At 62.9% G+C, this 25,110-nt stretch carries 23 protein-coding genes, 1 tRNA gene, 1 other RNA gene and 1 pseudogene; 21 read left to right on the top strand and 5 right to left on the bottom strand.

Annotated elements, in window-relative coordinates; translation table 11 throughout:
• Positions 1-25: 25 nt before the first annotated feature.
• The 21 genes and pseudogenes from ftsX to GO592_RS17475 all read left to right on the top strand — a co-directional run bounded on the left by ftsX (position 26) and on the right by GO592_RS17475 (position 22,042).
• A complete protein-coding gene (gene ftsX, locus GO592_RS17570; RefSeq protein ID WP_005240225.1) occupies positions 26-931 on the top strand; it encodes a permease-like cell division protein FtsX in 906 nt (301 codons plus the stop codon).
• A gap of 76 nt (positions 932-1,007) precedes the next feature.
• Positions 1,008-1,481 (top strand): SsrA-binding protein SmpB, encoded by a 474-nt coding sequence (smpB, locus tag GO592_RS17565; protein WP_005240226.1) that lies wholly within the window; start codon positions 1,008-1,010, stop codon positions 1,479-1,481.
• A gap of 8 nt (positions 1,482-1,489) precedes the next feature.
• Entirely contained in the window at positions 1,490-2,344 is an 855-nt protein-coding gene (locus GO592_RS17560) for a DMT family transporter (protein WP_082324896.1), read from the top strand.
• Positions 2,345-2,439: 95 nt separating this feature from the next.
• Positions 2,440-2,811: a transfer-messenger RNA gene (ssrA, locus tag GO592_RS17555) on the top strand.
• Between the two features lie 86 nt (positions 2,812-2,897).
• Positions 2,898-3,272: a fluoride efflux transporter FluC gene (locus GO592_RS17550; RefSeq protein ID WP_039950989.1), complete on the top strand. Its 375-nt coding sequence runs from the start codon at positions 2,898-2,900 to the stop codon at positions 3,270-3,272.
• A complete protein-coding gene (gene crcB, locus GO592_RS17545) occupies positions 3,269-3,613 on the top strand; it encodes a fluoride efflux transporter CrcB (protein ID WP_007296786.1) in 345 nt (114 codons plus the stop codon). The genes GO592_RS17550 and crcB overlap by 4 nt, the downstream gene beginning before the upstream one ends.
• Before the next feature lie 74 nt (positions 3,614-3,687).
• Entirely contained in the window at positions 3,688-5,319 is a 1,632-nt protein-coding gene (pgm, locus tag GO592_RS17540; protein WP_007296787.1) for a phosphoglucomutase (alpha-D-glucose-1,6-bisphosphate-dependent), read from the top strand.
• 60 nt (positions 5,320-5,379) lie between these two features.
• A complete protein-coding gene (locus GO592_RS17535) occupies positions 5,380-6,606 on the top strand; it encodes an MFS transporter (RefSeq protein WP_005259609.1) in 1,227 nt (408 codons plus the stop codon).
• Positions 6,607-6,632: 26 nt separating this feature from the next.
• Entirely contained in the window at positions 6,633-7,121 is a 489-nt protein-coding gene (locus GO592_RS17530; protein ID WP_007296788.1) for a MauE/DoxX family redox-associated membrane protein, read from the top strand.
• A 41-nt stretch (positions 7,122-7,162) separates the two neighbouring features.
• Positions 7,163-7,894: a DsbA family protein gene (locus tag GO592_RS17525; protein WP_007296789.1), complete on the top strand. Its 732-nt coding sequence runs from the start codon at positions 7,163-7,165 to the stop codon at positions 7,892-7,894.
• A gap of 162 nt (positions 7,895-8,056) precedes the next feature.
• Positions 8,057-8,129, top strand: a tRNA-Ala gene (locus tag GO592_RS17520).
• 560 nt (positions 8,130-8,689) lie between these two features.
• Entirely contained in the window at positions 8,690-8,824 is a 135-nt protein-coding gene (locus tag GO592_RS45875) for a hypothetical protein (RefSeq protein WP_272943271.1), read from the top strand.
• A 273-nt stretch (positions 8,825-9,097) separates the two neighbouring features.
• Positions 9,098-9,559 (top strand): NINE protein, encoded by a 462-nt coding sequence (locus tag GO592_RS17515; protein ID WP_237720385.1) that lies wholly within the window; start codon positions 9,098-9,100, stop codon positions 9,557-9,559.
• A gap of 1,353 nt (positions 9,560-10,912) precedes the next feature.
• Complete coding sequence (locus GO592_RS17510; protein ID WP_007296792.1) at positions 10,913-13,360, top strand: type I restriction-modification system subunit M; 2,448 nt, start codon at positions 10,913-10,915, stop codon at positions 13,358-13,360.
• On the top strand, positions 13,353-14,516 hold the full coding sequence (locus GO592_RS17505) for a restriction endonuclease subunit S (RefSeq protein ID WP_007296793.1): 1,164 nt from the start codon (positions 13,353-13,355) through the stop codon (positions 14,514-14,516). The genes GO592_RS17510 and GO592_RS17505 overlap by 8 nt, the downstream gene beginning before the upstream one ends.
• A complete protein-coding gene (locus tag GO592_RS17500; protein WP_039950992.1) occupies positions 14,513-17,797 on the top strand; it encodes a type I restriction endonuclease subunit R in 3,285 nt (1,094 codons plus the stop codon). The genes GO592_RS17505 and GO592_RS17500 overlap by 4 nt, the downstream gene beginning before the upstream one ends.
• Positions 17,798-17,800: 3 nt before the next feature.
• Complete coding sequence (locus tag GO592_RS17495) at positions 17,801-18,508, top strand: M48 family metallopeptidase (protein WP_007296795.1); 708 nt, start codon at positions 17,801-17,803, stop codon at positions 18,506-18,508.
• 100 nt (positions 18,509-18,608) lie between these two features.
• Positions 18,609-19,490: pseudogene (locus GO592_RS17490) on the top strand (IS5 family transposase).
• A gap of 415 nt (positions 19,491-19,905) precedes the next feature.
• Positions 19,906-20,931 (top strand): hypothetical protein, encoded by a 1,026-nt coding sequence (locus tag GO592_RS17485; RefSeq protein ID WP_007296798.1) that lies wholly within the window; start codon positions 19,906-19,908, stop codon positions 20,929-20,931.
• A gap of 45 nt (positions 20,932-20,976) precedes the next feature.
• A complete protein-coding gene (locus tag GO592_RS17480) occupies positions 20,977-21,573 on the top strand; it encodes a hypothetical protein (protein WP_007296799.1) in 597 nt (198 codons plus the stop codon).
• Positions 21,574-21,865: 292 nt separating this feature from the next.
• Positions 21,866-22,042 (top strand): hypothetical protein, encoded by a 177-nt coding sequence (locus GO592_RS17475; protein ID WP_157234207.1) that lies wholly within the window; start codon positions 21,866-21,868, stop codon positions 22,040-22,042.
• 218 nt (positions 22,043-22,260) lie between these two features.
• Here the strand turns inward: GO592_RS17475 and GO592_RS17470 are convergent, their stop codons facing one another.
• From GO592_RS17470 to GO592_RS17450, 5 genes are all read right to left on the bottom strand, one after another.
• The gene (locus tag GO592_RS17470) at positions 22,261-22,653 is read right to left on the bottom strand and encodes a sigma-70 region 4 domain-containing protein (RefSeq protein ID WP_007296800.1); all 393 of its coding nucleotides are present in this window, start codon (positions 22,651-22,653) and stop codon (positions 22,261-22,263) included.
• Positions 22,654-22,662: 9 nt separating this feature from the next.
• Positions 22,663-23,130: a hypothetical protein gene (locus tag GO592_RS17465; RefSeq protein ID WP_007296801.1), complete on the bottom strand. Its 468-nt coding sequence runs from the start codon at positions 23,128-23,130 to the stop codon at positions 22,663-22,665.
• A gap of 310 nt (positions 23,131-23,440) precedes the next feature.
• The gene (locus GO592_RS17460; protein WP_007296802.1) at positions 23,441-23,668 is read right to left on the bottom strand and encodes a hypothetical protein; all 228 of its coding nucleotides are present in this window, start codon (positions 23,666-23,668) and stop codon (positions 23,441-23,443) included.
• The gene (locus GO592_RS17455) at positions 23,665-23,925 is read right to left on the bottom strand and encodes an excisionase family DNA-binding protein (RefSeq protein ID WP_007296803.1); all 261 of its coding nucleotides are present in this window, start codon (positions 23,923-23,925) and stop codon (positions 23,665-23,667) included. The genes GO592_RS17460 and GO592_RS17455 overlap by 4 nt, the downstream gene beginning before the upstream one ends.
• 592 nt (positions 23,926-24,517) lie before the next feature.
• Complete coding sequence (locus GO592_RS17450; RefSeq protein WP_007296804.1) at positions 24,518-24,772, bottom strand: hypothetical protein; 255 nt, start codon at positions 24,770-24,772, stop codon at positions 24,518-24,520.
• Between the last annotated feature and the right edge of the window lie 338 nt (positions 24,773-25,110).

The following is a 25,110-nucleotide window of genomic DNA, read 5'->3' as shown; positions in this document are numbered from 1 at the left end:
TCCTACGAAGGACTCTGATTCCCCGATGCGTGCCAGTTTCATTTTCAGTGAGGTTCTGACAGGACTCCGTCGCAACGTCACCATGACCATCGCGATGATCCTCACCACCGCGATCTCCCTCGGCCTGTTCGGCAGCGGGTTGCTGGTGGTGCAGATGGCCGGCAAAACCCAGCAGATCTTCCTGGACCGCGTCGAGGTGCAGATCTTTCTCACCGACGACATCTCCACGTCGGACCCGGGGTGTGAGGGGGAGATCTGCAAGACGCTGCGCACCGAGCTGGAGGAGACGCCGTCGGTGGTGTCGGTGGAGTATCTCAACCGGGACGACGCCGTGAAGGACGCGACGGAGCGGGTCTTCAAGGATCAACCCGAGCTCGCCGCACTCGTCAGCCCCGACAGCTTCCCGGCCTCGTTCAAGGTCAAGCTCAGCGACCCCGAGCGGTTCGGCGTGATCAACGAGAAGTTCGGCACCCGCCCGGGAGTCGAGAGCGTTCTCAACCAGCGCGAGCTGGTGGAGCGGCTCTTCAGCGTCCTCAACGGCGTGCGCAACGCCGCGTTCGCGATCGCGATCGTGCAGGCCGTCGCGGCAATCCTGCTGATCGCGAACATGGTTCAGATCGCGGCGTTCACCCGGCGCACCGAGGTCGGCATCATGAGGCTGGTCGGCGCCACCCGCTGGTACACACAGTTGCCGTTCCTGCTCGAGGCGGTGGTCGCCGCACTGGTGGGTGCCGTTCTCGCCATCGTGGGCCTGTTCACCGCGAAGAACATGTTCATCGACGACGTGCTCGCGGACGTGTACGAGGCCAACATCGTGGCCCGGATCTCCAACAGTGACGTGCTGTTCGTCTCACCGGTGCTGATCCTCGTGGGCGTCGGAATGGCGGCGGTCACCGCGTACGTGACCCTGCGCTTGTACGTCCGCGAATAATTCGGTTTGCCTCCTCTCCTATGCTGGAGGGTACGAACTGTTCACCTCGGACATCGCGGACTGAAAGGCCCGGAACGTGAAGGAAAAGGGCCGCAAGGTCATTGCGACCAATCGCAAGGCGCGTCACAACTACACCATCCTCGACGTCTACGAGGCGGGGATCGCCCTCGTCGGTACCGAGGTGAAGAGTCTGCGCGAGGGCAAGGCGTCGCTGGTCGACGCGTTCGCCACCGTCGACGACGGTGAGGTCTGGTTGCGCTCACTGCACATTCCCGAATACACGCAGGGCACGTGGACCAACCACGCGCCGCGCCGTACCCGGAAGTTGCTGCTGCACAAGCGGGAGATCGAACACCTCGTCGGCAAGACGCGGGAGGGAAACCAGACTCTGGTTCCCCTGTCGATGTACTTCTCCGACGGCAAGGTCAAGGTGGAGCTCGCGCTCGCGAAGGGTAAGCAGGACTACGACAAGCGCCAGGATCTGGCCAGGCGGACCGCCGAGCGCGAGGTGACCCGCGAACTCGGCCGCCGAGTCAAGGGCATGCGCTGACGTCCATCCTGCTCGCGCTCGTGGCCGCGATCGGTTACGGCGTGAGCGATTTCATCGGGGGAGTCGCGTCCCGCAGGATCGCGGCGCTACGCGTCGTCATCGTGTCGTACCCGCTGTCGCTGCTGATCGTGCTCGTGATCGCCCCGTTCGCCGGCGGCACACTCACCTCGTCGTCCCTCGTCTGGGGCGCCGTGGCGGGAGTGGCCGGTGGCGTAGCGGTCTGGTGGTTCTACCTCGCGCTGGCCTCGGGACCGATGTCGGTGGTGTCGCCGCTGACGGCCGTGCTGGTCGCGGGCATTCCGGTACTGATCGGGCTCGCGTTCGGTGAGCGACCCGGGCCCATCGCGTACATCGGGATCGCCGTGGCCCTCGTCGCCGTCGTCCTCGTCAGCAGGGAATCTCCCGACGAGACCGCGGGAGAGGTCGCCGGGGGCAGGGTGCTGCGCTTCACCCGCACCGTGGCGCTGCTCACCGTCGGATCTGGCATCGCGTTCGCGCTCTCCTTCGTCTCGCTGCATCAGATCGGTGACGACGGCGGGATGTGGGCGCTCGCCGTGTCCCGTGCCGCGGCGACCGCGGTGGTGTGGCTCGTCGCATTGTCCGCCGGCCACTTCGTGCTGCCGCACGGCGAACCCCTCAAGCTCGCCGTGTACGTGAGTTTCCTCGACGTCCTGGCCAATGCGGCCATGATGTACGCGTTCCAGGGCGGTCTGCTGTCGCTCGTCAGCGTGATCGGATCGCTGTACCCCGCCGCCACCGTGCTGCTGGCGATGGTGATGCTCGGTGAACGGGTGAGCAGAATGCAGCAGGCGGGAATGCTCCTCGCCCTCGCGGCCGTCGGAATGATCGCCGTGGCCAGCTGAAATACGGTCGCCGACACTCGGGAGGAAAACCGGGATGAATCCGGACCGGGTTCGCGTTACACTAGGTGGCCCCGCGAGACTCGTGGGGCACGTACGGGGCTGAACGGTTTCGACTGCGTACGTTGAGGTAGGGGAAGCGTGTCGGTGCAGGCAAGAGACCACCGTAAGCGTCGCTGCAAACATATAAGCGCCGATTCCAATCAGCGCGACTACGCACTCGCTGCCTAAGTAGCGACTGCGTGTCTGTCAGTCCGGGTTCGCCCTCGGCCCGGGTACTGGCATCAGCTAGAGGGCTTTACCGTTCGACTCGGTCGCGGAGTCGAATGGGACAACCAACAGCGACTGGGATCGTCATCCTGGCTTGTTTGCGAGACTGGGAGATCCAAGTAGAGACATAGCAAACTGCACACGGAGAAGCCCTAGCTTTGCTGCGGAGGACCCGGGTTCAATTCCCGGCAGCTCCACCGAGTCCGGGCCGGACACCACCAGGTGTCCGGCCCGGATTTTTTGTGCCCTGCGAGTTCGAACGGCCCCGCCCCTCAGCCGTGACACGATGTGTGCCGTGTCCCTGACGAAACCGGTGGCCGTGGTCGCCCTGGGCGGTGCGCTCGGTGCGTCCGCGAGATTCCTGCTGGCCGCCCTGTGGCCGGGCATCTGGACCGTCCTTCTGATCAACGTGGTCGGGTCGCTCTTGCTCGGTTACCTCGCCGAGACGGTCGGGCCGGACCGGTTGTGGCGACTGTTCCTCGGAGTCGGCGTCCTCGGCGGCTTCACCACGTTCTCGACGTTCGCGGTCGACGCGGTGCGGGAGGACGCCGTCACCGCGACGCTCTACGTAGTGGCCACCCTGATACCGGCCCTACTCGCGGCGCGGCTGGGGATGCTCGTCGGTCACCGGCACCGGCTGGCGCGACAGGCGGCGGCATGACCGTCCTCCTCGTAGCCCTCGGCGCCGCGCTCGGTGCGACGACGCGGTACCTCACCGGCCGGTACGTCGACTCGTACCGCAGCTTTCCGGTGGCCACCTTCCTGGTGAACGTCGCCGGGTGCCTGATCCTCGGACTGCTGTCGGGGGCGTCGATGTCCGTGCAGACATTCGCCTTGCTGGGCACGGGTTTCTGCGGCGGACTGACCACGTACTCGACGTTCGCGGTGGAATCGGTGGGACTGCTGCGGATCCGGCGGGCGCTCCCGTCCGTCGTCTACGTGGTCGCGAGTGTGGCGGCCGGACTGGCCGCCGCCTGGCTGGGATTCCGATTGACGTCTTGAGGGCAGACTCCGGTGCGAGGGTGCAGGATGGGTGGGTAGTCGAGTTCGATCCCGATGAGTTTCCAGGAGGTCTCGTGGCGCACGACAGAGCGGGTCAGGTGGCACTGCCGGAGGATCTCGTAGACATCGCGCACCTGGTTACCGCGTACTACAGCGGCGTGCCCGACCCCGAGAATCCCTTGCAGCAGGTGGTGTTCGGGACATCCGGGCACCGCGGGTCGAGCCTGGACAACGCATTCAACGAGGCACACATCCTGGCCACTACCCAGGCCATCGTCGAGTACCGGGCGTCCCAGGGCATCGACGGGCCGCTGTTCGTCGGGCGCGACACCCACGCCCTGTCGGAGCCGGCGTGGACGTCGGCTCTCGAAGTGCTGGCCGCGAACGACGTGACGGTGCTGATCGATTCGCGGAACCGATACACCCCGACTCCCGCGGTCAGTCACGCGATTCTCCGCTACAACCGCAGCGGCCCGGAATCGCAGGCCGATGGCATCGTCGTGACGCCGTCCCACAACCCACCCCGCGACGGCGGCTTCAAGTACAACCCGCCGCACGGAGGCCCCGCCGGCTCGGAGGCGACGACGATCATCGCCGATCGTGCCAACGAGTTACTCCGCCGGGACCTCTCGGGGGTGCGGAGAACTTCCGCGGAGCGGGCGATCCAGCGGGCCGAGCGGTACGACTTCCTCCGCTTCTACATCGACGACCTGCCGAGCGTCCTCGATCTCGACGCCATCCGGACCGCCGGAGTGCGGATCGGCGCCGACCCGCTGGGCGGAGCGAGCGTCGACTACTGGGGTGCGATCGCCGACACCCATCGACTCGATCTCGAGGTCGTCAACCCGCTCGTCGATGCCACGTGGCGGTTCATGACGCTCGACACCGACGGCAAGATCCGCATGGACTGCTCGTCGCCGGACGCCATGGCGTCGCTGATCGGAGCCCGGGACCGGTTCGACATCTCCACCGGAAACGACGCCGACGCGGACCGGCACGGGATCGTCACTCCCGATGGGGGACTGATGAATCCCAATCACTATCTCGCGGTTGCCATCGACTACCTGTTCTCGCACCGCAGGGGGTGGGGTTCGACGGTGAAGGTGGGCAAGACACTCGTCAGTTCGTCGATGATCGACCGGGTGGTCGGGAGCCTCGGCCGCGAACTGCTGGAGGTGCCGGTGGGTTTCAAGTGGTTCGTCCCCGGACTTCTCGAGGGCTCGCTCGGCTTCGGTGGCGAGGAGAGTGCGGGTGCGTCGTTCCTGCGCCACGACGGCGGGGTGTGGACCACCGACAAGGACGGGATCATCCTGGCCCTGCTCGCCTCGGAGATGACGGCGGTGACCGGCAAGACACCGTCGGTCCGGTACGGGGAACTGGCAGAGCAGTTCGGCAGCCCCGCCTACGCGCGCATCGATGCCCCCGCCACCCGCGAGCAGAAGGCGGTACTGGCGAAGCTGTCGCCCGAGCAGGTGTCGGCCACCGAACTGGCGGGGGAGCCGATCACCGCGACACTGACGAGTGCCCCGGGTAACGGGGCGGCCCTCGGCGGGCTGAAGGTCACCACCGAGTCGGCGTGGTTCGCGGCGCGGCCGTCGGGCACCGAGGACGTCTACAAGATCTACGCCGAATCATTCAAGGGCCCGGACCATCTCGCGGAGGTGCAGGCGGCGGCCAAGGAACTGGTGGCCGACGTCCTGAAGTAGGTGTTCGGCCGGGGGTAGGTGCCGCCGCCGCTGCGGGGGCACCTACCATCGGACTCAACTATGAACACTCGCGCAGCCGGGCTGCCCGCCGGGCGCAGCCCGCGGCTCCCTTCGGAAATCTGGGTGCTGGTCTCGGCCAGCTTCGTCATCGCACTCGGATTCGGGATCGTCGCACCCGCCCTCCCACAGTTCGCCCGCAGTTTCGACGTGAGCGTGACGGCGGCGACGGTGGTGATCTCGTCGTTCGCGTTCATGCGCCTGGTCTTCGCCCCGGTCAGCGGCCGGCTCGTGCAGAAACTGGGGGAGCGGCCGGTCTACATCACCGGACTCCTGATCGTCGCCGCCTCGACCGCCGCCTGCGCGGTCGCGGGGGACTACTGGCAGTTGCTCGTCTTCCGCGCGCTCGGGGGCATCGGCTCGACGATGTTCACGGTGTCGGCGATGGGCCTGGTGATCCGCATCGCACCGGTGGACAGCCGCGGTCGAGTATCCGGGCTCTACGCGACGAGCTTCTTGATGGGGTCGATCTCCGGACCCCTCGTCGGCGGGCTGCTCGTCGGATTCGGACTGCGGGTTCCGTTCGTCATCTACGCGATCGCCCTCGTCATCGCGGCCGCGGTCGTCTTCGTGAGTCTGCGCGGTTCGCACCTGACGGCGCCGGACGCCACCGCCGCCGGAGCCGCCATGACGCTCCGGGAGGCTCTCGGGCAGCCCGTCTACCGCGCCGCGCTCGGCTCCAATTTCGCGTTCGGCGGGGTGATCTTCGGCGTGCGGGTCGCGATGGTCCCGCTGTTCGTCGTCGAGGCGCTGCACCGCGACGCCGCCCTCGCCGGCATCGCCCTCACCGTCTTCGCCGTCGGCAATGCACTCGTCCTCATCGTGTCCGGGCGGTTGTCCGACGTCTACGGCCGGAAGCTGTTCGTCCTGCTCGGACTGCTGGTGTGTGGCGCCAGCACCGTCGGGATGGGACTCAGCGAGAACCTGCTGGTATTCCTGGTGCTGTCCGGCATCGCGGGCATCGGATCCGGAGTGATGAGTCCCGCGCAGCAGGCCGCGGTCGCCGACGTCGTGGGCGCGAAGTCCCGGGGTGGTCCCGTGCTGGCGACCTTCCAGATGGTCGCCGACGTCGGCGGAGTCCTCGGCCCGGTCGGCGCGGGTCTGCTCGCCCAGCACCTGTCCTACGCGGTCGCATTCGGCGTCACCGGCGGGGTCATGCTTCTCGCCGCAGTGGGCTGGCTGCTCGTGCCGAACAAGCCGGCGCCCAAGGTGTCGGTCGAGGCGGTCTGACCGACGCCTTCGGTACGCTCGTTCGAGTGTGGATCAAGGTCGTCTCCCTTCTCGCCCGGCTGTCTCTCGCTGCCGTCTGGCTGGTCTCCGGCGCACTCAAAGTCGCCGACCCCGCCCAGACGATCATCGCGGTGCGCGCCTACCAACTGCTTCCCGAGGACCTCGTCCGGCCCGTCGCCAACACGTTGCCGTTCCTCGAGATCGCGCTCGGGCTGCTCCTGCTGATCGGGCTCGCCGTCCGCGCCACGGCCGCGGTGTCCGCCGCGCTCCTGCTCGTGCTCATCGCCGTGATCGTCTCGGTGTGGGCCCGCGGGCTGTCCATCGACTGCGGATGCTTCGGCGGCGGTGGTGCGGCCGACGTGAACGGCTGGGACTACACCAAGGAGATCCTCCGGGATGGGGGCTTCCTCGCACTGGCCGTGTGGCTGATCGTGTTCCCCCGTTCCCTGTTCGCGCTGGGGCTCGGCTCCAGCGCCACATTCTCAGTGACCCCTCAGCAGGCGGTGGCAGAGTAAGCATTCGGTAAATCGATCCGACGTCGAAGGACTGCATCCACGTGAGCTCGAAGAACAAGTACAACCCGCAGCCGGAATCCAGCCGGTCCACCTACATTCTCGGTGGGCTCGCGGTACTGGTCATCGCCGTACTGGTCATCGGTGGTGTGATCTGGCAGAGCAACCGCAGCAAGCCGCGCAACGACGGTTACGGCGGGGTCCAGAACTCCGAGGTCCAGGTGGCGCTGCAGGACGACGGTGTCGTACTTCTCGGCCGCCCCGACGCGGCCACCACGGTCGACCTGTTCGAAGATCCCATGTGCCCGTACTGCGCCGAGCTCGAGAACAAGAACGGCCAGGAACTCGCGCAGGCCATCGACGACGGCAAGGTGGCCGTCCGGTATCACGTCCTGAACTTCCTCGACCAGCTCTCGGCCAGCGGTGACTACTCCACCCGCGCCGTCGCGGCATCCGAGTGCGTCGCAGAAACCGGTGACGCAGTGGCGTATTCGGCGTTCCACGCGGCGCTGTTCTCCCCGTCGAACCAGCCGAAGGAGAACGGCAGCTCCGATCACACCAACGAGGAGCTCGCGCAGATCGCCGGCGACGCCGGAGCGTCCGACGAGGCCGTCCAGTGCATCACCGCCGGCGCGAAGGTCGAGCAGGCCCGTGCGCACGCCGAGGCGGGCCGTCAGGCCCTCGCCGCGAGCGGCGCTACCGGCACCCCTGCCGTGGTCGAGGACGGCACCGTGATCGATGCACTCTCCAACGAGAACTGGGTGTCGCAGCTGTAGGTGGCTCCGCCGCCCGTGCGCCTTTTTTGTAGCTGGAACAACCAGAAAGGCGCACGGGCGCGAAGCGCCTCTGACCAGGCGATTTGTTGGCCCGGTCGGCAATGGTGTAACTTTCTTCGAGCACGGAGGAAGTCATTCCGAGTGCGGAGAATAACCGAATACGGGGCTATGGCGCAGCTGGTAGCGCACCACACTGGCAGTGTGGGGGTCAGGGGTTCGAGTCCCCTTAGCTCCACCCACGAAAACGCAGGTCACACACCCTCACGGGGTATCGACCCGATCCATCTCTGAGGGCCCGTTGCCTACAGATTGCCTTGAATCTCGGCGAAACCAAGCCGCGGAGGCAACGGGAACCTCAATCACACCGCTCCGCCCGGTACAGCTGGACAAGCACGGGATCGACCTAGCCACCACCAACGGCCAAGCAATTCCCCTCGCCGACTGGCACCAAAGCAACCACGCCGAAGCCCTCAGCGTCGGCCTCTGGCGCTACGTCGACGTCGACCCGGACGGCACCGATCGCTACATCACCGTCGAGAGTCTGGACCGCGACTCGAACCCCAACGGCGACGCATACATGCTCACCGCTGCAGGAGCGCTCCAACTCGCCACCGACCTCACAACGGCAGCGATGTTGCTCCTCGCGGACGCGGACGGGCCCGACCATGCCAGACACGTAGTTTGCGCCGAAGAACGCGCCGATCGGGGGAGGGTCGTTGCTACGCCTCGTGTCCAGCGCTGTGGCATAGCTCGATAGTCCCCACCGTAGTCACGGCAGCCATAGTGGGGGAGGCCGTGACTACGACCCTGCGTGGTGGCAACACACCAACGCCCGGATGGGGCGACGAAACAGATATCGGGGTCCGGCTCTTGATCATGGAGATCGTCATGGACCTTCTCTTCGTTCCCATCCTCGGCTGGCTCGCCTGATGAAAATGCCGTGGCTGTTCTGCACAGACCGCATCATCCATCGTCCGACGCGTCGATGCTCCGTCGCAACGTCGGACGCGCCGCACCCGCACGTACCGCCGTTTGTACATCCGATTGAGGGCCTCGATGGGGGAAGCCGCGTCAGCGAGGCGGAAGGTTGCCGTTACTCCTCGACGAGCTCCCCTGAACCCAAACCGCGAGTCTGTAGCGATCTGTTCTCTCATTCCGATATCAGAAGTAGTGAGTTAAATCACAGTTGCGATTGGGCATGACATGACGAATTCAGAGATGGGCTGGGGCGATCCCGAGCGGCCACAGCAGCGTCCCCAAGGTGAGTGGCCACAGCAGCAGCCTCCACAAGAACCCCCGTGGCATGGACCCGCCGGCCCTCCTTCGCAATACGGCAACTATCCGCAGCCGTCGCTGAACTACGTACAGGCGCAGGGCCTGAACCGGCCGGCCGCATATGGGTATCACCCCGTCACAGGTCTTCCGTACTCCCACAAGTCGAAGACCACTGCCGGACTGCTGAGTATCTTCTTCGGGTTCTTCGGCGCCGGCCGTTTCTACGCCGGGCACACCGGCCTCGGTTTCGCGATGCTCATCGTGAACATCGTCCTTACTGCCGCCACGCTCGGATTCTGGCTGGCTCTTGCGTGGATCTGGCCGCTAATCGACGGCATCTGTCTACTCGCTGGCGAACCGAAGGACAAGAATGGGCTGCCGCTGCGCTAGGGATCAAACCAAGAACGCCTACGGCGGCCGAGCTAAAGAAAGGCCACGCCCACCAGGCGGATGACGGAGAAGTGGCGCCACCAGGGGGACGCGGCCCGGCGGTGGTTGAAGCCCGGTGATGGCCATGTTCCCTGGTCCGCTACCCGCCGGACGCGATCAAGACGTGGCTGGCGTTCGTCGTGAACAGCAGCGCATCGGGGGTCTGGCGTGCGGCTGGGTCGCCCGTCGGTGCCGGACCGGCGAGGTCGCCGCCCGTATCGTGGCCGAGCGTGCCAAGGGCCGGGTCTGTGCGTCATCGGCGCAGGCGGCGAGAGGGCCTGCTCGTCGAACTGCGCGACCGCGATGTCCTCGACCCGCAATGGTCTTCGCAGGCGGTACCGACACAGCGGTACCGACACACCGGCGCGACCCGGTCAGATGAGGTCACGATTAAGTGCCCGGACAAGGAGAGCTGGAACTGCTTCGCATTCGACTCTGGCTTCAACTTCAAGACCTGGTGTCGGAAAAGCTGAGCGGCTTCACGGCGGGCAACGTAACCGCCTTCTGCTTTCGGCAACGTGTCCCCTTCTTCTTCACTGGGAGCGTGGCCGTGAGGTTAACCCGACCTCCCATTTGCTGCTCCGACGCCGGCATGACGTCTCCGATGTCGACACACCCGCGTCCCGGCCTTTGCTAGTGAATGCTCAGCCGGTCGGGCCACTCTGCGGGGTTCGCGAGCCATCCTTGACGAACCGAAAAGCGGACGCCGACCAGTCGCGGAGCTGGGGTTATGCAGAGGTGTGGAGGATGCTGGGGATACCGATCGGTATTGCTCTCCAGGGCTTGGGAGAGCGCACTCAACTTATGTTGGCGTTGAGACCAGAGCGGTCAGCGTGGCTCGAGCGCCTTCGCGGTAGGCCCGTTCGGTAGCGGAGGCGTGCAGTGCGCAACAACACAGGTCACAAGCTCAGAGCACCCGCTAACTCGAGATAACCTCGGCTGTCTTGTTCAATTCCCGTACTCGGCGGCGGTCCTGCCGTTCAAAATTTCGCAACCACCTGTCCATCTTTCGTTGCCAATCTTCTTCTGTTCTCGGTACGGGTTTGTGTCTGGGCATGATCATTGCTCCAAGTCTCGTTCCGTGAGCGTGACGGCTGAGCCGATGGGGGATCGCTGACCGAGGACGGAAGCTACGTGCAAGCCGCTCTGCGAGACCCAATGGCGGTCCTGGAATACGTTACAGCGCAGTCAGATCTACTTCATCCCCTTGAATGTCTCCCCGGCGGCTTCTTTCTTGCGGGTAACGCAGACGCGGCCTCCAGCGAGGATCAGAGTGTGGCTAATGGCCCACCCGGATAAAGATAAGGTCGTCACATGGCTCGCCTCACCCTTCCTCAGCTCGAACGCCATCTCTTCTCCGCCGCCGACGTCCTTCGCGGCTCGATGGAGGCCTCGGCGTACAAGGAGTACATCTTCGGGATGCTGTTCCTGAAGTACGCCTCGGACCAGTTCGACGCCGAACGCGAGAAGGTGATCGCCGACCAGATCGGCAAGGGCCGCGGCCAGGCGGACGCCGAGAAACGCGCTGAAAACCCCGCCTTCTATGACACCTTTTACGTGCCCGAACGCGCCCGCTGGCCCTATCTGCGCGACCACGCACACAAGCAGGTCGGAAACGAGCTCAACAAGGCCTTGACGGCACTCGAAGAACGCAATCCGTCGCTCGAGGGCGTACTGCAGCACATCGACTTCACCCGAAAGGTCGGGCAGTCGCAGATGTCGGACAAGAAGTTGCGTGAGCTCATCATGCACTTCAACAAGGAGACCTTTCGTCGGGACCGATTCGAGTTCCCGGACCTTCTTGGTTCCGCGTACGAGTACCTGATCGCCGACTTCGCCGATTCCGCCGGCAAGAAGGGCGGCGAGTTCTATACGCCCCGCCCGGTGGTTCGACTGATGGTGCAGATCGCCGACCCAAGGGAAGGCATGAGCGTGTACGACCCGTGTAGCGGGTCGGGCGGCATGCTGATCCTGTCCAAGGACTATGTCGAGGAAACCGGCGGAAACAGTCGCAATCTCGCACTCGCCGGCCAGGAAAAAGATGGCAGTGTATGGGCCATCTGCAAGATGAACCTGCTGCTGCATGGCATCCCCGACACCGACCTGCGCAACAACGACGACGGCACCCTCGAAGACCCCGCTCACATCCAAGGCGGCGAACTGATGCGCTTCGACCGCGTCATCACCAACCCGCCGTTCTCGCTGAACTACAGTAAGAACGCCATCCCGTTCCCCGAGCGGTTCCGTTACGGCTACACCCCCGAGTCCGGCAAGAAGGCCGACCTCATGTTCGTCCAGCACATGCTCGCGGTCACCCGCACCGATGGCATGGTCGCCACCGTCATGCCCCACGGTGTGCTTTTTCGCGGCGGTGACGAGGGGCGTATCCGCAGTGGGCTCCTCAACGATGACATCATCGACGCAGTCGTCGGCCTGGGCCCACAGCTGTTTTACGGCACGGGCATTCCCGCGTGCATCCTGATCCTGCGTCACAAGGGCTCCAAGCCAGCCGACCGCCGTGGCAAGGTGTTGTTCATCAATGCCGACCGCGAGTACCGAGAGGGTCGTGCCCAGAACTTCCTCGAGCCCGAGCACATTGAGAAGATCGTCTCGGCGTACCGCGAGTTCGGCGACATCCCCGCGTTCGCCAAAGTCGTCAGCCGCGAAGAACTCGCCGGCAACGACGACAACCTCAACATCCGTCGCTACGTCGACACCACCCCGCCACCCGAACCCCAAGACGTGCGCGCACACCTTCGTGGCGGCATCCCGAGGTTCGAGGTGGACGCGAAAACTGAATTGTTCACCGCCCACGCACTCGACATTAACGATCTGCTTGACACCGACTACATCGATTTTACCCCCGACGTCGACAATCTCGAATTCACTTCCAGCACCGACTACCTCAGATTCGCCGCTGACATCGACTCCAAACGCCAGCTCAAGGGACTGATTGAATCAAACACTGGGGTCACCGAATCCGAGGCTGCGGTCACGCAAGCGATTGAGAGTTGGTGGAAAGCAGAGCAGGACCGCTTCGCGCAACTACGGTCGACCGCTGATCTAGTGGACCTGCGCCAGGAGCTGGTCGGCACCTTCCAGACAGCGCTCGCGCCGATCGGCATGCTCGACCGATTCCAAATCAGCGGCATCATCGCCAGCTGGTGGGGTGACAACCAGGCCGACCTCAAGACCCTCGCCAACATCGGATTCAAGGGCCTGATCGACGCGTGGGTCACCACCGTCCTCGATGCCCTCGAAGAAGAGAAATCGAAGATCGATCCCCTCGACCACAAGGTCGCACGAGCACTCCTACCCGAGTACCTCGAAGGCCTGGCAGCACTTGAGGCCGAGGCAGCCGAACTCGGTGCAACGGTCAAAGCGGCAACCGCGAATCCGGAAGACGACGACGCGGGTGAAGCCGAAGTAGAACTGTCCCCCGCCGAGCTCAAAAAGCTGAAGTCGAGACTCACCGGCACCAAGAAGCGACTCAAAGCTGACAAAGCTGCCTTCGAAGAGAATTTGCGCGTTGCAAGTGAAGCGCTCGATGACACCACGGCGCGGGCACTCGTGCTCGACCTTTTCCGGTTCGATCTCCTCGAAGTCGCCAACCGGCGTGTCACAAGGCATCGGCGACTCATCATCGAATGTTTCGAGACCTGGTGGGACAAGTACTATGTGACGCTCGCCGAACTGGAGACCGAACGTGATTCAGCGGCCAGGAAACTCGCCGAATTCCTCGTGGAGCTCGGTTATGAGTAGCGCGTCGAATACTGGCGCTCAATCACCGCTGAAGGTGCTCAGCGGATTCGCCTTCCCCTCGAGCTATTTTTGCGGACATGATGAGGGTATTCCACTCGTCCGCATCCGTGATATCAAGTCCGGATCCACCGAGGTTAACTTTAAGGGCCCGTTCGATAGAATTTATTTGCTAACTGATGGTGATTTGATTGTTGGAATGGACGGCGACTTCAATGCCGTGAGGTGGACTGGTGGTCCAGCATTATTGAACCAGCGAGTCTGCAAGATTGTCGCTGACGGAAAGTCCATAGATCAGGGATTCCTCTTTCACTTCCTGCAACCGCAACTCGACTTAATTCATCGGCGAACCCCGCAAACTACTGTACGTCACTTATCGACAGGCGCTTTGTATGGGATTGAGTTCCCCGAGTTTTCTCTATCTGAACAGCAGAAAATTGCGGAGATTCTGGACACCTTGGACGACCAGATCCGCGCCACCGAGCAGATCGTTGAAAAACTCAGACTAACCAAGAAGGGGCTTGTCAATGATCTACTATCGGGCGGCGGGTCTACTGTTCGCCTTGGAGGCCTAGCCAGTATGATTACATCGGGTTCCCGAGGATGGGCACGCTACTACTCCGATGAGGGCGCAAAATTCATTCGGATAGGCAATCTAACGCGTGATCACATCAATCTTCGATTCGACTCTTTGGTCCATGTCAGCATTCCGTCTGGCGGAGAGGGGAGTCGGACCGATCTGAGAGAAGGGGATCTCCTTATTTCGATCACGGCTGACCTTGGGATAATTGGTGTTGTTCCGCGCGATCTCGGCAGTTCATATATCAATCAGCATATTGCTTTGGTGCGATTCGACAGTGCGGAGGTAGATTCTAGATGGGTCGGTCACTTCCTGAGTTCTACCCTTGGGCAAGCGCAGTTCGTGCGTCTGAATGACCAGGGTGCAAAGGCTGGCCTCAATCTTCCAACGGTCGCAAATTTGGAAATTCCACTGAGACCGGTAGCGGAGCAGCGCAAGGTTGTTGCGGTTCTGGACGCGGTGGACTCCCGCATCGCCCTTTCTCAACGCGAAATGCAAAAGCTGAAGCGACAGAAGCAAGGTCTGATGAGTGACCTCTTAACTGGCCGCGTTCGCGTTCCGACGGAGGGTCCCTCATGAGTACAAGGACCGAGTATTCAGAGTCTGAAAAACCACTGCTGGATCAGCTGGTAGGTCTTGGCTGGTCACATGCCGAGGGTTCGACCTTTGATCCTAGCGTTACGGGTCGCGAGTCGTTCCGTCAGCCGCTCATCGAGACGCGGCTTCGGACCATGTTGCGAAAGATCAACCCCGGACCCGATGGACAACCGTGGTTAGATAGTTCGCGGTTGTCGGAAGCCGTGTCCTCGCTGACTCGCACAGAGGCCGGCAAGCTGATTGAGATCAACGAGCACATGTCCGAGAGGCTCCTCGAAGGCGTGTCAGTTGCCGGGCTTCCGGGCTGGGACCAGGGCCGCAGCCAGACGATCAGGTTCATCGACTTCGACCACCCGGAACGCAACGACTTCCTGGCGATCAACCAGTTCCGGATGGATGAACCCGGTGGACAGGCGAAGAAGTTCGTCGTGCCAGATGTGGTGCTGTTCGTCAACGGCATCCCGCTGGTGGTGATCGAGTGCAAGAGCCCGTATGTCACGGACCCGATGGTCGAGGGCATCAATCAGCTGCGCCGCTACGCCAACCAACGTGAACTGGGTTCTCAAGAAGGCAACGAGCGACTGTTCTGGACAAATCAGTTCGTCGTTTCCACCTTCGGGGACAAGGCCCGCGCCGGCACGTTCACCTCCGAGGCCGAGCACTTTTTGGAATGGAAGGATTCCGCACCGCTGAGCCGCGATCAGCTTGCCGAGCAGCTCGGCAAGCCTGCCGTAGCGCTCACCGGGCAAGAGCTGTTGGTGGCCGGCATGCTCGCCCCGGCGAACCTTCTCGACATCGTCCGGCATTACACGCTGTTCACCGAGTCCGGCGGCCGGCGCATTAAGATCGTCGCCCGATATCAGCAGTACCGCGCCGTTCTCAAAGCACTCACGCGACTCCGCACCGGTAATACCCGCAAAGTCGACGGTGAACACGACCGCCGGGGTGGTCTGGTCTGGCACACTCAGGGATCAGGTAAGTCGCTGACGATGGTGTTCCTCGTCCGCGCCATGCGTTCGGACCCAGTGCTCCGCGCATTCAAGGTCGTCGTGATCACTGACCGCACCGATCTCGAAAAGCAGCTGGCAGCGACCGCGAATCTTTCCGGTGAAACTGTGCAACGAGCCCGAAAGGCAGCCAAGCTCCGCACCATGCTGGCCGAGCACGGGCCCGCCCTGGTATTCGCCATGATCCACAAGTACCGCGACACCGATACCGGCAAGGCCACCGACCAAGGGCTGGCGGGTGAGGAGGGCGTTGAGGCTTTTGGCGTGCTCAACACCGATGAGTCGATCCTGATTCTAGTCGACGAAGCTCACCGCTCGCAGACCTCGACGTTGCACGCCAATCTCATGGCGGCACTGCCGAACGCCGCCAAGATCGGTTTCACCGGCACACCCATCATGCGTCAGGGCAAGAAACGTACGGAGTCCATCTTCGGCGAATTCATCGACAGATACACCATCCGCCAGGCGGAAGCAGACGGTGCGGTGGTGTCCATCCTCTACGAAGGCCGCACCGCAAAAGGGGCGGTTGTAGGTGGCAGTGACCTCGATGAGCTCTTCGAGGACATGTTCGCGGATCACAGCGACGCCGAGATCGAAAAGCTCAAGACCCGCTACGCGACGACCGGGTCGGTGATGGAAGCACCCCAGTTGATCGCCGCCAAGGCCAAATCGATGCTCTGGCACTACGTCTCGGCCGTCATGCCCAACGGATTCAAGGCCCAGATCACGGCGTCGAGTCGGTTGGCGACCGTGAGATACCGCGAAGCGTTGCTGGTTGCGCGTGACGAACTGGTCGCCCAGATCGACGCACTGCCCACGCGCCTACGTAGCATCGACCCCGAGACTGCTGCAGACATCGATCGACTCGACCGTAAAACCCAGGTACTCGTTCGCACTGCCGACCAGCTCGAACTTCTCAAGGCAATCGAATTCGTGCCGGTGATCTCTGGCAGCAACAACGATGACCCGACGTGGGTGAAGTGGACTGATAAAGCACAACAGGACTCGGCGATCGAGAACTTCAAGAAGAAGCTCGGGGTACCTGGCGAGAAGACCAGCCCGGTGGCGTTCCTGATAGTGCGCACCATGCTCCTGACCGGCTTCGATGCACCGCTCGAACAGGTGCTTTACCTCGACCGCTCGATTCAGGACGCCGAGCTACTGCAGGCGATTGCCCGGGTGAACCGAACCGCTACCGGCAAATCCGCTGGCCTGCTGGTCGACTACTACGGGGTCGGGGCGCACCTGCAAAAAGCCCTTAAGGCCTATGCCCCGGAAGATGCGGAGGATGCCATCGGCGCGCTGGCATCGATCAAAGAAGAGCTGCCGAAACTGCGTGACCGCCACGCACGAGTGATCGCTATATTCGCCCAGGCCGGTATCGACAACTTCGACACCGATGAAGACGTCGAAGCATGTGTGCAGTTCCTGGCGGACGAAGCGCTTCGTGCCCGGTTTGGTGCCCTACTCAAACAGTTCCTCACCACCATGGACACCGTCATGCCGCGCCCTGAGGCCCTGCCGTTCGTCCAGGACGCCAAACGGCTGGGTCTGATCTCCCTGGCTGCCAAGCGGCGCTACCGCGACGCCGGGCTGGCCGACTTCGACAGCTCCCTCTACGGCGAGAAGGTCCGCAAACTGATCGACGAGCACGTCATCGCCCTCGATATTGCAACCAAGATTCCGCCGGTGTCGATCACCGACCCAGACTTCGTCGCCAAGATGCAGGGCCTCACCTCTGATCAAGCCAAAGCATCCGAGATGGAGCACGCCCTGCGCTTCCATATCCGCAAAAACTTCGATGAGGATCCTGCTCGCTATACGAAGCTGTCGGAGCGGCTCGACAACATTCTCAAGAATCTGAGCGGACAGTGGGATCAGTTGGCCATGGCGCTGACCGAACTGCTTGGTGAGGCGCAGAACGACGAGGACGACCGCGCCAATCATGCCGATCCGCTCGTTGCGCGGTTCTACGGGCTCCTGGAGGCCGAATTGTCGACGGATGCGTCTCTCCCTCAGCAAGTGCAGATCGACGTCGTTCGCCTGGCCGAGGAAGTCGTTGTGGCCGTCGCGACGAATGCCAGCATTGTGCGGTTCTGGCACAACCCCCATGCGCAGGAGACTTTGCGTAAACAATTGATCCACATACTTGACGACCACGACGTGATCCCGTTCGAGGAGCAAGCGCCGCTCGCTGACAAGCTGATGGAGCTGGCCAGGGCGAATCAGGTGTTGATCACCTCAAGGAGGCGGTGACGTATGGATACGATGACGCTTCGGTTCGACGAGATGATTGTTCCCGTTGTTACTGGTGGCAAGAGTCGCAACGCGAAGCTGACCATCGAGCGAGACGGTAGCCTGCAGCTCAAGGCCGCTCCCGACGTCGCGCAATGTGAACTCGAGCAGTTCCTGGCGTCCAAGCGAGATTGGATCTACCGCAAGCTCGCCGAAAAGGAAACACTTACTTGTGATCCGGTCATCAAGGAACTCGTGAACGGGGAGGGCTACCTCTACCTGGGCCGAAGCTACCAGCTCCGCATCGTTGAAACGGATGATCGGCGCGTCCGATTGCAGCGTGGAAAGCTGATACTTCCGCGATCACTCGTCAATTCGGGCTTCGAACAGATCGTCAATTGGTATTGCGTTACCGGTTTGGCGTGGCTTAAACCGCGTGAGAAGGATTGGGCCTGTCGGTTGCGGGTTGATCCTCGGACAATCGAAGTTGCCGACCTCGGCAACAAGTGGGGATCGGCGCTGCCCAGTGGTCGCCTGCGCATCCATTGGGCCACGATGCAACTACGCCCTGCGCTTGTGGAGTACGTTCTGGCGCATGAGCTTGCACATTTTCGCGAGGCCCACCATGGGCCGGCGTTCTGGCAACTGCTCAGTAGGGCGATGCCGGACTTCGACCAGCGTAAGTCTGAGCTGGCCTCTGCTGGACCAACTGTATGGCAGGGAGCTGTCTGAGGGCCGCAGTTAGTGGGCTGGAGAAAATCGGCGTCTCCCCGCCTGCTCACCTAGAGCGTGTCTGCCAGATATTGGCAGTTGGATGCTCGAGACTGTCCCCGTGTTGCGTGCCAACGAGATTTCCGATGCCCTGTGGGCTGTGATCGAACCCGTCCTTCCTTCTCTGGCGGGACGGAGGGGACGTCCGTGGAACGATCATCGGTTGACGCTGGAGGGAATCATCTGGCGATTCCGTACCGGGTCACCGTGGCGCGATCTGCCCGAATGCTTCGGCCCGTGGCAGTCGATCTGGGAACGTCATCGCCGCTGGTCCGACGACGGCACGTACGTGCGGATGTTCGCCGTGCCGCGGTACGGGCCGCGGCCCCCGAACGAGAGGAACAGCTCGAACGTCTGCTGTCGATCGATTCGACCGTTGTCCGCGCCCACCAGCATTCGGCCGGTGCGCTGACCGATGCCCACACAGGGGGCTCGGTCGAATGACAAGAATCTGGCAGGCGAACCCGCCGACCACGCACTCGGCCGCTCCCGCGGTGGGCTGAGCACCAAGATCCACGCCCTGACCGACACGTTCTGCTGCCCGCTGACGCTGCTGCTCTCGCCGGGGCAGGCAGGCGACAACCCCTACCTGGCACCGCTGCTCGACGCGCACCGCGCTCACGACACCGAAAGGTTCCGGCTGCTGGCCGACAAGGCGTACTCGCACCCGAGCACTCGAAAGCATCTGCGGGAACGCCGAATCTCGCACACCATTCCCGAACGCAGTGATCAGATCCGGCGCCGCAAGGCCAAGGGACCGGATGGAGGTCGACCGCCGGCATTCGACAAGGACCTCTACCGTGAACGCAACACTGTCGAGCGCGGTTTCGGGCGACTCAAGCAATGGCGTGGCATCGCCACGCGTTACGACAAGTACGCCACCACCTTCCTCGGTGGCGTACTCCTCGGCGCGACTGTTATTCATCACCGTGTCCGCAAATAGCAGACACGCTCTAGTCGGCGGGTCAGGAGACCACCCCTGGCTTGGCCTTACCAGTTGGGTACCGAGACCCATCGACATAGACAACCGGCGCGGCGGGGCGTTGCGTCTATGGGCGGCGCAACCACGTCACGGGCTGTCCACAACAGCGTGCACATGATGGCATTGAGCAAACTGTGTTGGTCCCTCCAGGGTCGAGCTGCCCGGCTCGGGCCTGGCGGTACGCGCCGGGCAGAATACCGGCAGCGCTTCGCGTCGAACTGGTAACCGTCACGCTGCTGGCCAGGAATTTCGCCGCAGGCAGCGGCATTCGGGAATTGCTGTCGACCAAGCGGTATCGCCTGTAACGGACCGAGCAGTATGCCCGATTCGTTGAGTGCAGCGTGCGGTAGCTGCTCCAGAGGAGGGTGAGTCGGGAATGACAGGCTACGGCTTCAAGCTATTCAAGCTTGAGTTGAGGAAGCGTGACGGGCGCACATCCAAAGAGTGGCGGTGGACACCAGAACGCGCCGAAGGCGCGCCCTCAAGTGAAGAGTTCTTCCTGGATACAGTCGAGAAGTTGTTGGCCGGTCACCTTCATGCACCCGAGCGGGGTCTTCCTCTTGGCCCCGACGCAAGACCGCTGTCACCACGTGAGCAGAAACAGAGGCCTGTCTTCCAGGTCGAGGATGTAACTCGGCAAGGGCAGCACTGCATTCTGGTTCACCTGCGATATGGTCGCCACAAAGACGAGGACAAGGGGTTGCCGGCCTCTGAAGGGATAACAGGCGAGGTCGACCTCACGGAGATCGCCCCAACGAGGTCTTATCGAGTCGGTATTATCGCCCCGTCGAGCGGGAAAACCGGATTGTTGGTCGTTGAGAGCATCGCGGGTGCGTGCCCAAGTCGATACTTCATCAAGTGGTTCCGTCGGTGGATGCTTGACTCTGTGACCGATGCGGCAGGCAAGACGTCCGACGAGTGGTACAAGCTCGCCGCATACCCCTCAATGGATCCCGATCTTCTTCAGAAGTACGTCAGGCAGGCTTCCGCGGACAAGGTAGTGCTCGTCCAACGCAGCTCTGGCCCTTCACGACTTCGCCGCGACGAGCGCTTCCGAATCGAGGCCGCCGTTTACGGTAATCAATCGCAGGCTGTGATGGATTTAGTTTCACAGGCAATCGCCAGCGAAACAGGGGAGGAAGACGCAGACTCGGCCTATGCCGACGAGCTTGCCGACATTCTCGGCGCTGATCTGTCCGAGCTCGAATTGGACGACGGCTGGGTCGTCATCGAGACAGCTTCGGGGAAGCAGAGCATCAGCCCCAGTCGCGTTCCCGAGATTTTCGTCTACCCGATCGACAATGCGCAGCCCACCGACAAGCTATTCCGGGCCGAGACCAAGCGTGAGATACTGCGGCTACATCGATCGCTGGGAGCAACTGTCGACCTGTCGGGATGGTGACGGGGAAGCCCGCCAACCAAGTCTGCGATGGGAAGGAGGCTCGCGATGACAGACCGGTTCTCCGTAACGAGCGTGCTGAGAGCGCACTGGAAGGGGCTCTCTAAGCCCAGCGAGGAAGGCCACCGACCAGAACCTGATCGCATCGCTAGGTTGGTGCTCGCGCTGGTACCGTTGTTGACCGGAATTGCCACTTTCGGGCTTGGTGTCAAGCTGTCCTCCCCAGGAACGCTCGTGGCCGCGCTCTCTCTCCTGACGGGCACACTCCTTACGGTGTTCGCGCAGTTGTCGACGCTTCGCCTCAAACTCACAGAATGGTTCGAGAAAGACGATGTCGGCTCGCGAGGTGACAAAGATGCGATAGACGAGAGCGTGGCGCACGTACTTGTAGCGGCGCTTCTCTCTCTAGTAGCAACTGTTGTCACAGTCGCTGGCATTGTTTTGGAAGACAGTCAGTCGCCAGTTCTGCAAGGAATAGTGGCGGCCGTCGTCATCGCTTTGATCACGTATGTGCTCCTGCTCTTGATCATGCTCATACCGCGGTTGTACGGCGCCTACGTGTCGGTCAACGACATCGAGGACAATCTGAACGGAAGGTTCGTCGATCGCACCGAAAAGCCGATGCGGCGGTTGGATGGGCACTGATACCTGCCGCGCCATGTGTCCCCTTGCCGAATGATGGGGCGCGTCGCAGTACACGTCGACAGCGTGCCCTGGCGTTGAGACCCAAAGTGTCAAGGTGCCAGGTCGTCGATGCATGTGTCTTCAGGTCGCATCGTCATACAAAATCACCGCGACTGGTTGAATACGAGGTCGGGACCTTGTGCGTTAGGCGACCCCAATAGGTCGGGACACCACCACTGCAATTCCGGAGCGGAGCGGTGGTGATGCCTCAGGCCGGAACGCCCTGATCGACACACTGAATGGAGATAATCCGATGGCCAGCTTCCCCACGACGACCGTCCGAATCATTGTCCGATCATCTGAAGGTGACATCACAGTCGAAGTCCAGCCTGAAATGCGTCAACTGTCCGACAACGAACCTGACGTCATCAACCAGCTCCTTGTCGACGCAGTGACGAAGGTGCGCCGCGCATACGGAATCGACGAGTGAACATGTAGATCGACCGCCACCGGGGCGGGATGCTGCCTGAACGAGGAGCAGATGTATGCGCCGCGGGTCGTGGCGGGTCTCCGTACCGCGTTGGGGCGTACCAACACTTCGCGGGCTGAGGCTTCGCGGGGCGTGTGCGACCAATGGTCCGAGAAGCCGTTTGTCGGTGGCTGTCGGTTGCGGTATTCAGCGACCGAGTCTTCGCCGGGTGCGGGCGGTCAGCCTGCTGTGTCACGCGCATTGGCGCGGTCCAAGGCGCGACGGACCGCACGCCACGCATTGCCCCTGCTCGCATAGCCGAGAGCCTCGGCGATCTCCTGGTACGTCGAACCTTCCTGTACGCGCATCATCAAAGCGTCCTCCTGCCGCTCCTGGGCCGGTGCCGGTGCGCACGGCGGGTTACGGTCCCACCCCCTCCACACAGCCCGGTAGGCGCCGCTGCGGGTCTTCCACCCGAGCCGGTCGGCGATCTGCTGATACGTGCAGCCTGCGGCGTGCAGCTCGGCTGCCTCTAGGTCGCGGGCCAGCTCGGCGGGGGTCGGTAGAGCCGGATTCTGCGGTCGGTTGAACAGTGGCCGGTGCGGGTGATAGTTGTGCGGCGTTTCGGACATTGTGCGTGCCTAGTCGGGCAACGATGGAAAGTCGTCGTCGGGCAGGTCTGGTAGGTCGGAGAATGGGTCCGGGAGCCCGTCGATGAGTGCCCACTGTCGTTCTTCCTCGTCTTTCGCGGACGCTGCCAGCTTCCTGCGCCGGTTTTCCTTGGGCACCCATTCTTGTTCGGCCTGCGCGGCTCGTTCGGCCCCGCTCATGCCAACCAGGGCGAGCCGCGAAGCGGACCTGCGGGCCTCGTCGAGGGCGGTCTCGGCCGTGTCGAACGCGGCACCGAGACGGCCCAGGGCAGCCCCGACAGCGGAGAGCGCCTCGGCCGGTGCGAGAGGGTCTCCGAGGGTGTCGACGCGGAGCCTGCCGACGTCGAGGAGGCCGTAGTCGTGCACCAGGTCCGCGAGCGTTCGCCGTGTGTCGTGCAAGAACCCGCCGAGGTATTCGATGTCGTCGCAAAAATCGGCGGGTTCGTAAGCGGTTGTCATGGGGCGTTCCCTCCACTTCCGGCGAAGATGTGCGACGCCTCGCACGGCGGCGACGACGTAGATGGTGCGGCCCCGCCTGCGGCTTCGGCCAGGAGTGCCGACTGAGCGCGGCTCGCCCACCACGAGTCACAGTTGTCGGATGCCGCGGCAAGTCCTTGTCGCCCTCGCCGCTTAGACTCGTTGTCGTTGCTGATGTTCGATCTGTTGTAGTGTTGCCCGGCCGCTCCAGCACGGCCGGGGGCGCATCTCTTTCAATCACTGCCGTTCCCTTCGATTACGGCTGTCCCCAGGTTTTGTCCTTCTGGCATAGCTACGTGCCGATCAGCCCTTTTGGCCGGCCGCGGAAACATCCGTCAGGGCCGGGACCGAGATAGTCGAGGGTGGCGAGGTTGACCTCGGCCCCCGCGTTCTCCTCCGGCGTCTGACATCGAGGGCAGAGATACGACTCGATGTGACCTTCGCGCATCACGACGTTCCACTCGCCCACGTTCCGCATCCGCCGGTGGCAGCGACCGCACTTGATCACGGTGCGGCTCATTGGACGTTCTCGTCGTAGAGGTCGCTCGGGACCACGGGGTGTACCGATCTCTCGGCGTCGCGGGGGTCGATGCGGATAAGGCGGCCGACGCGGTAGGCCCGCAGTTCGCCGCGGGCGATTCGTTCCCTGACGGTTTGGTCGGCGACACCCCACCTGACTGCCAGCTCCTGCACCGACAACAGGCGCACACCGCGAGGTGTGGCATGGTTGCCGGCCTTCGAGCGGTCGCGGGTGTTTGTCCTTTTCAGCGGTGTCATGCGTGGGGCCTTTCTGGTTCAATCTTCCGTGTTTGGCACGCTAATGCGCGGGGGTGCACGTCTTGTTCTGCCCGGCGCTACCTTGTCCTGCGGCATGGGGCGGCAGAAACCGGCCATGTGTGACAAAACCATTGCGCTACAACATGATTGGCCGAAGCATGGATGGGAAGCAGCGGCGAGGGCGACCGGCCGGAGTCCGAACAGTATCGAACGGGCAAGGGAGGTCGAGATGCCCCCATACGCGCAGGTCGGAGGTACTGAACGTATCGAGTACGGGGTGCATACTGGCAGCGGCGCAGCGGCGCAGCGGCGCGGGAGATGCACCCTGCCTCCTTAGCGTGACGGCCTGCGGCCACAGAGTTTCGCATTCCGATTACCGTCGACGGTTCGGATTTCCAATCCAAAGTGATCCGCTCCGTCATGGCGGCGCGGCGATGGGCGATGTCCTGACCCCAGGTCCGCGAATCGATGGGCGACGTCAACGCCGCGTCGACGCCAACTCAGGGCTTGTGAAGCCTCGATACGTTGTGCCGGGAGAATCCGGCCATGGGGGCCAGTGCATCCTCCAGAATTGATAGTGCCCGACCGGTAGTCATTGTGTTTCCCTTCTTTTGGTGAGTTCATCGAATCGCTTGCGTAAGGGGTTGTCTGGGTCGTCGAGGTTCGCCGCGAGGTCGTCCAGTAAGCGGTGAACGAACTGGGCATAGGTGAGTGGTCGGCCATCGTCCGACCACTCACACAGGTGCAGCGGGCTCACGCAATTCCCGTTGACCGAGAACACACAGTCAGCCTCGACGACGATCCCGGGCAGGACGTCCGCAACAATCAGGTCACCCTGCCGCTTCATGAAATCCTCCTCTGGGTGGGAACCGTCGTACCCCGCCAGACGGCCCTATCGCTCTGTGTTACTTCGGAATCTGTCTGCGCTGCAGCTTTCTGCGTTGATGCTTGCTGCTGCTTGAGCTCCTTCTCTTCGGCGTAAATATGACTGAGACATACAACCGTCCGATACTTGGCCGTCAACGTTCGCCCGCACTGGGCGCATACGGTCGGCCACCTTTTCGCGGCCACGCATTCCAGGCAGATTCTGTACGGGCGCTGATCGTCGTGCTCTTGCCCGCACTGGGGGCAGCGAAGGCGGGCAGGGGTCCCACAGGCCTGTGCAGGGGCCCCAGGCCTATGGGT

Origin of the sequence: Rhodococcus sp. 21391, from assembly GCF_016772255.1 — a bacterium.
In the GTDB taxonomy this organism is placed as follows: Bacteria; Actinomycetota; Actinomycetes; order Mycobacteriales; family Mycobacteriaceae; genus Rhodococcus_F; species Rhodococcus_F opacus.
The sequence above is the reverse complement of the archived record's forward strand: the minus strand, read 5'-3'. Positions and strand labels throughout refer to the sequence as shown.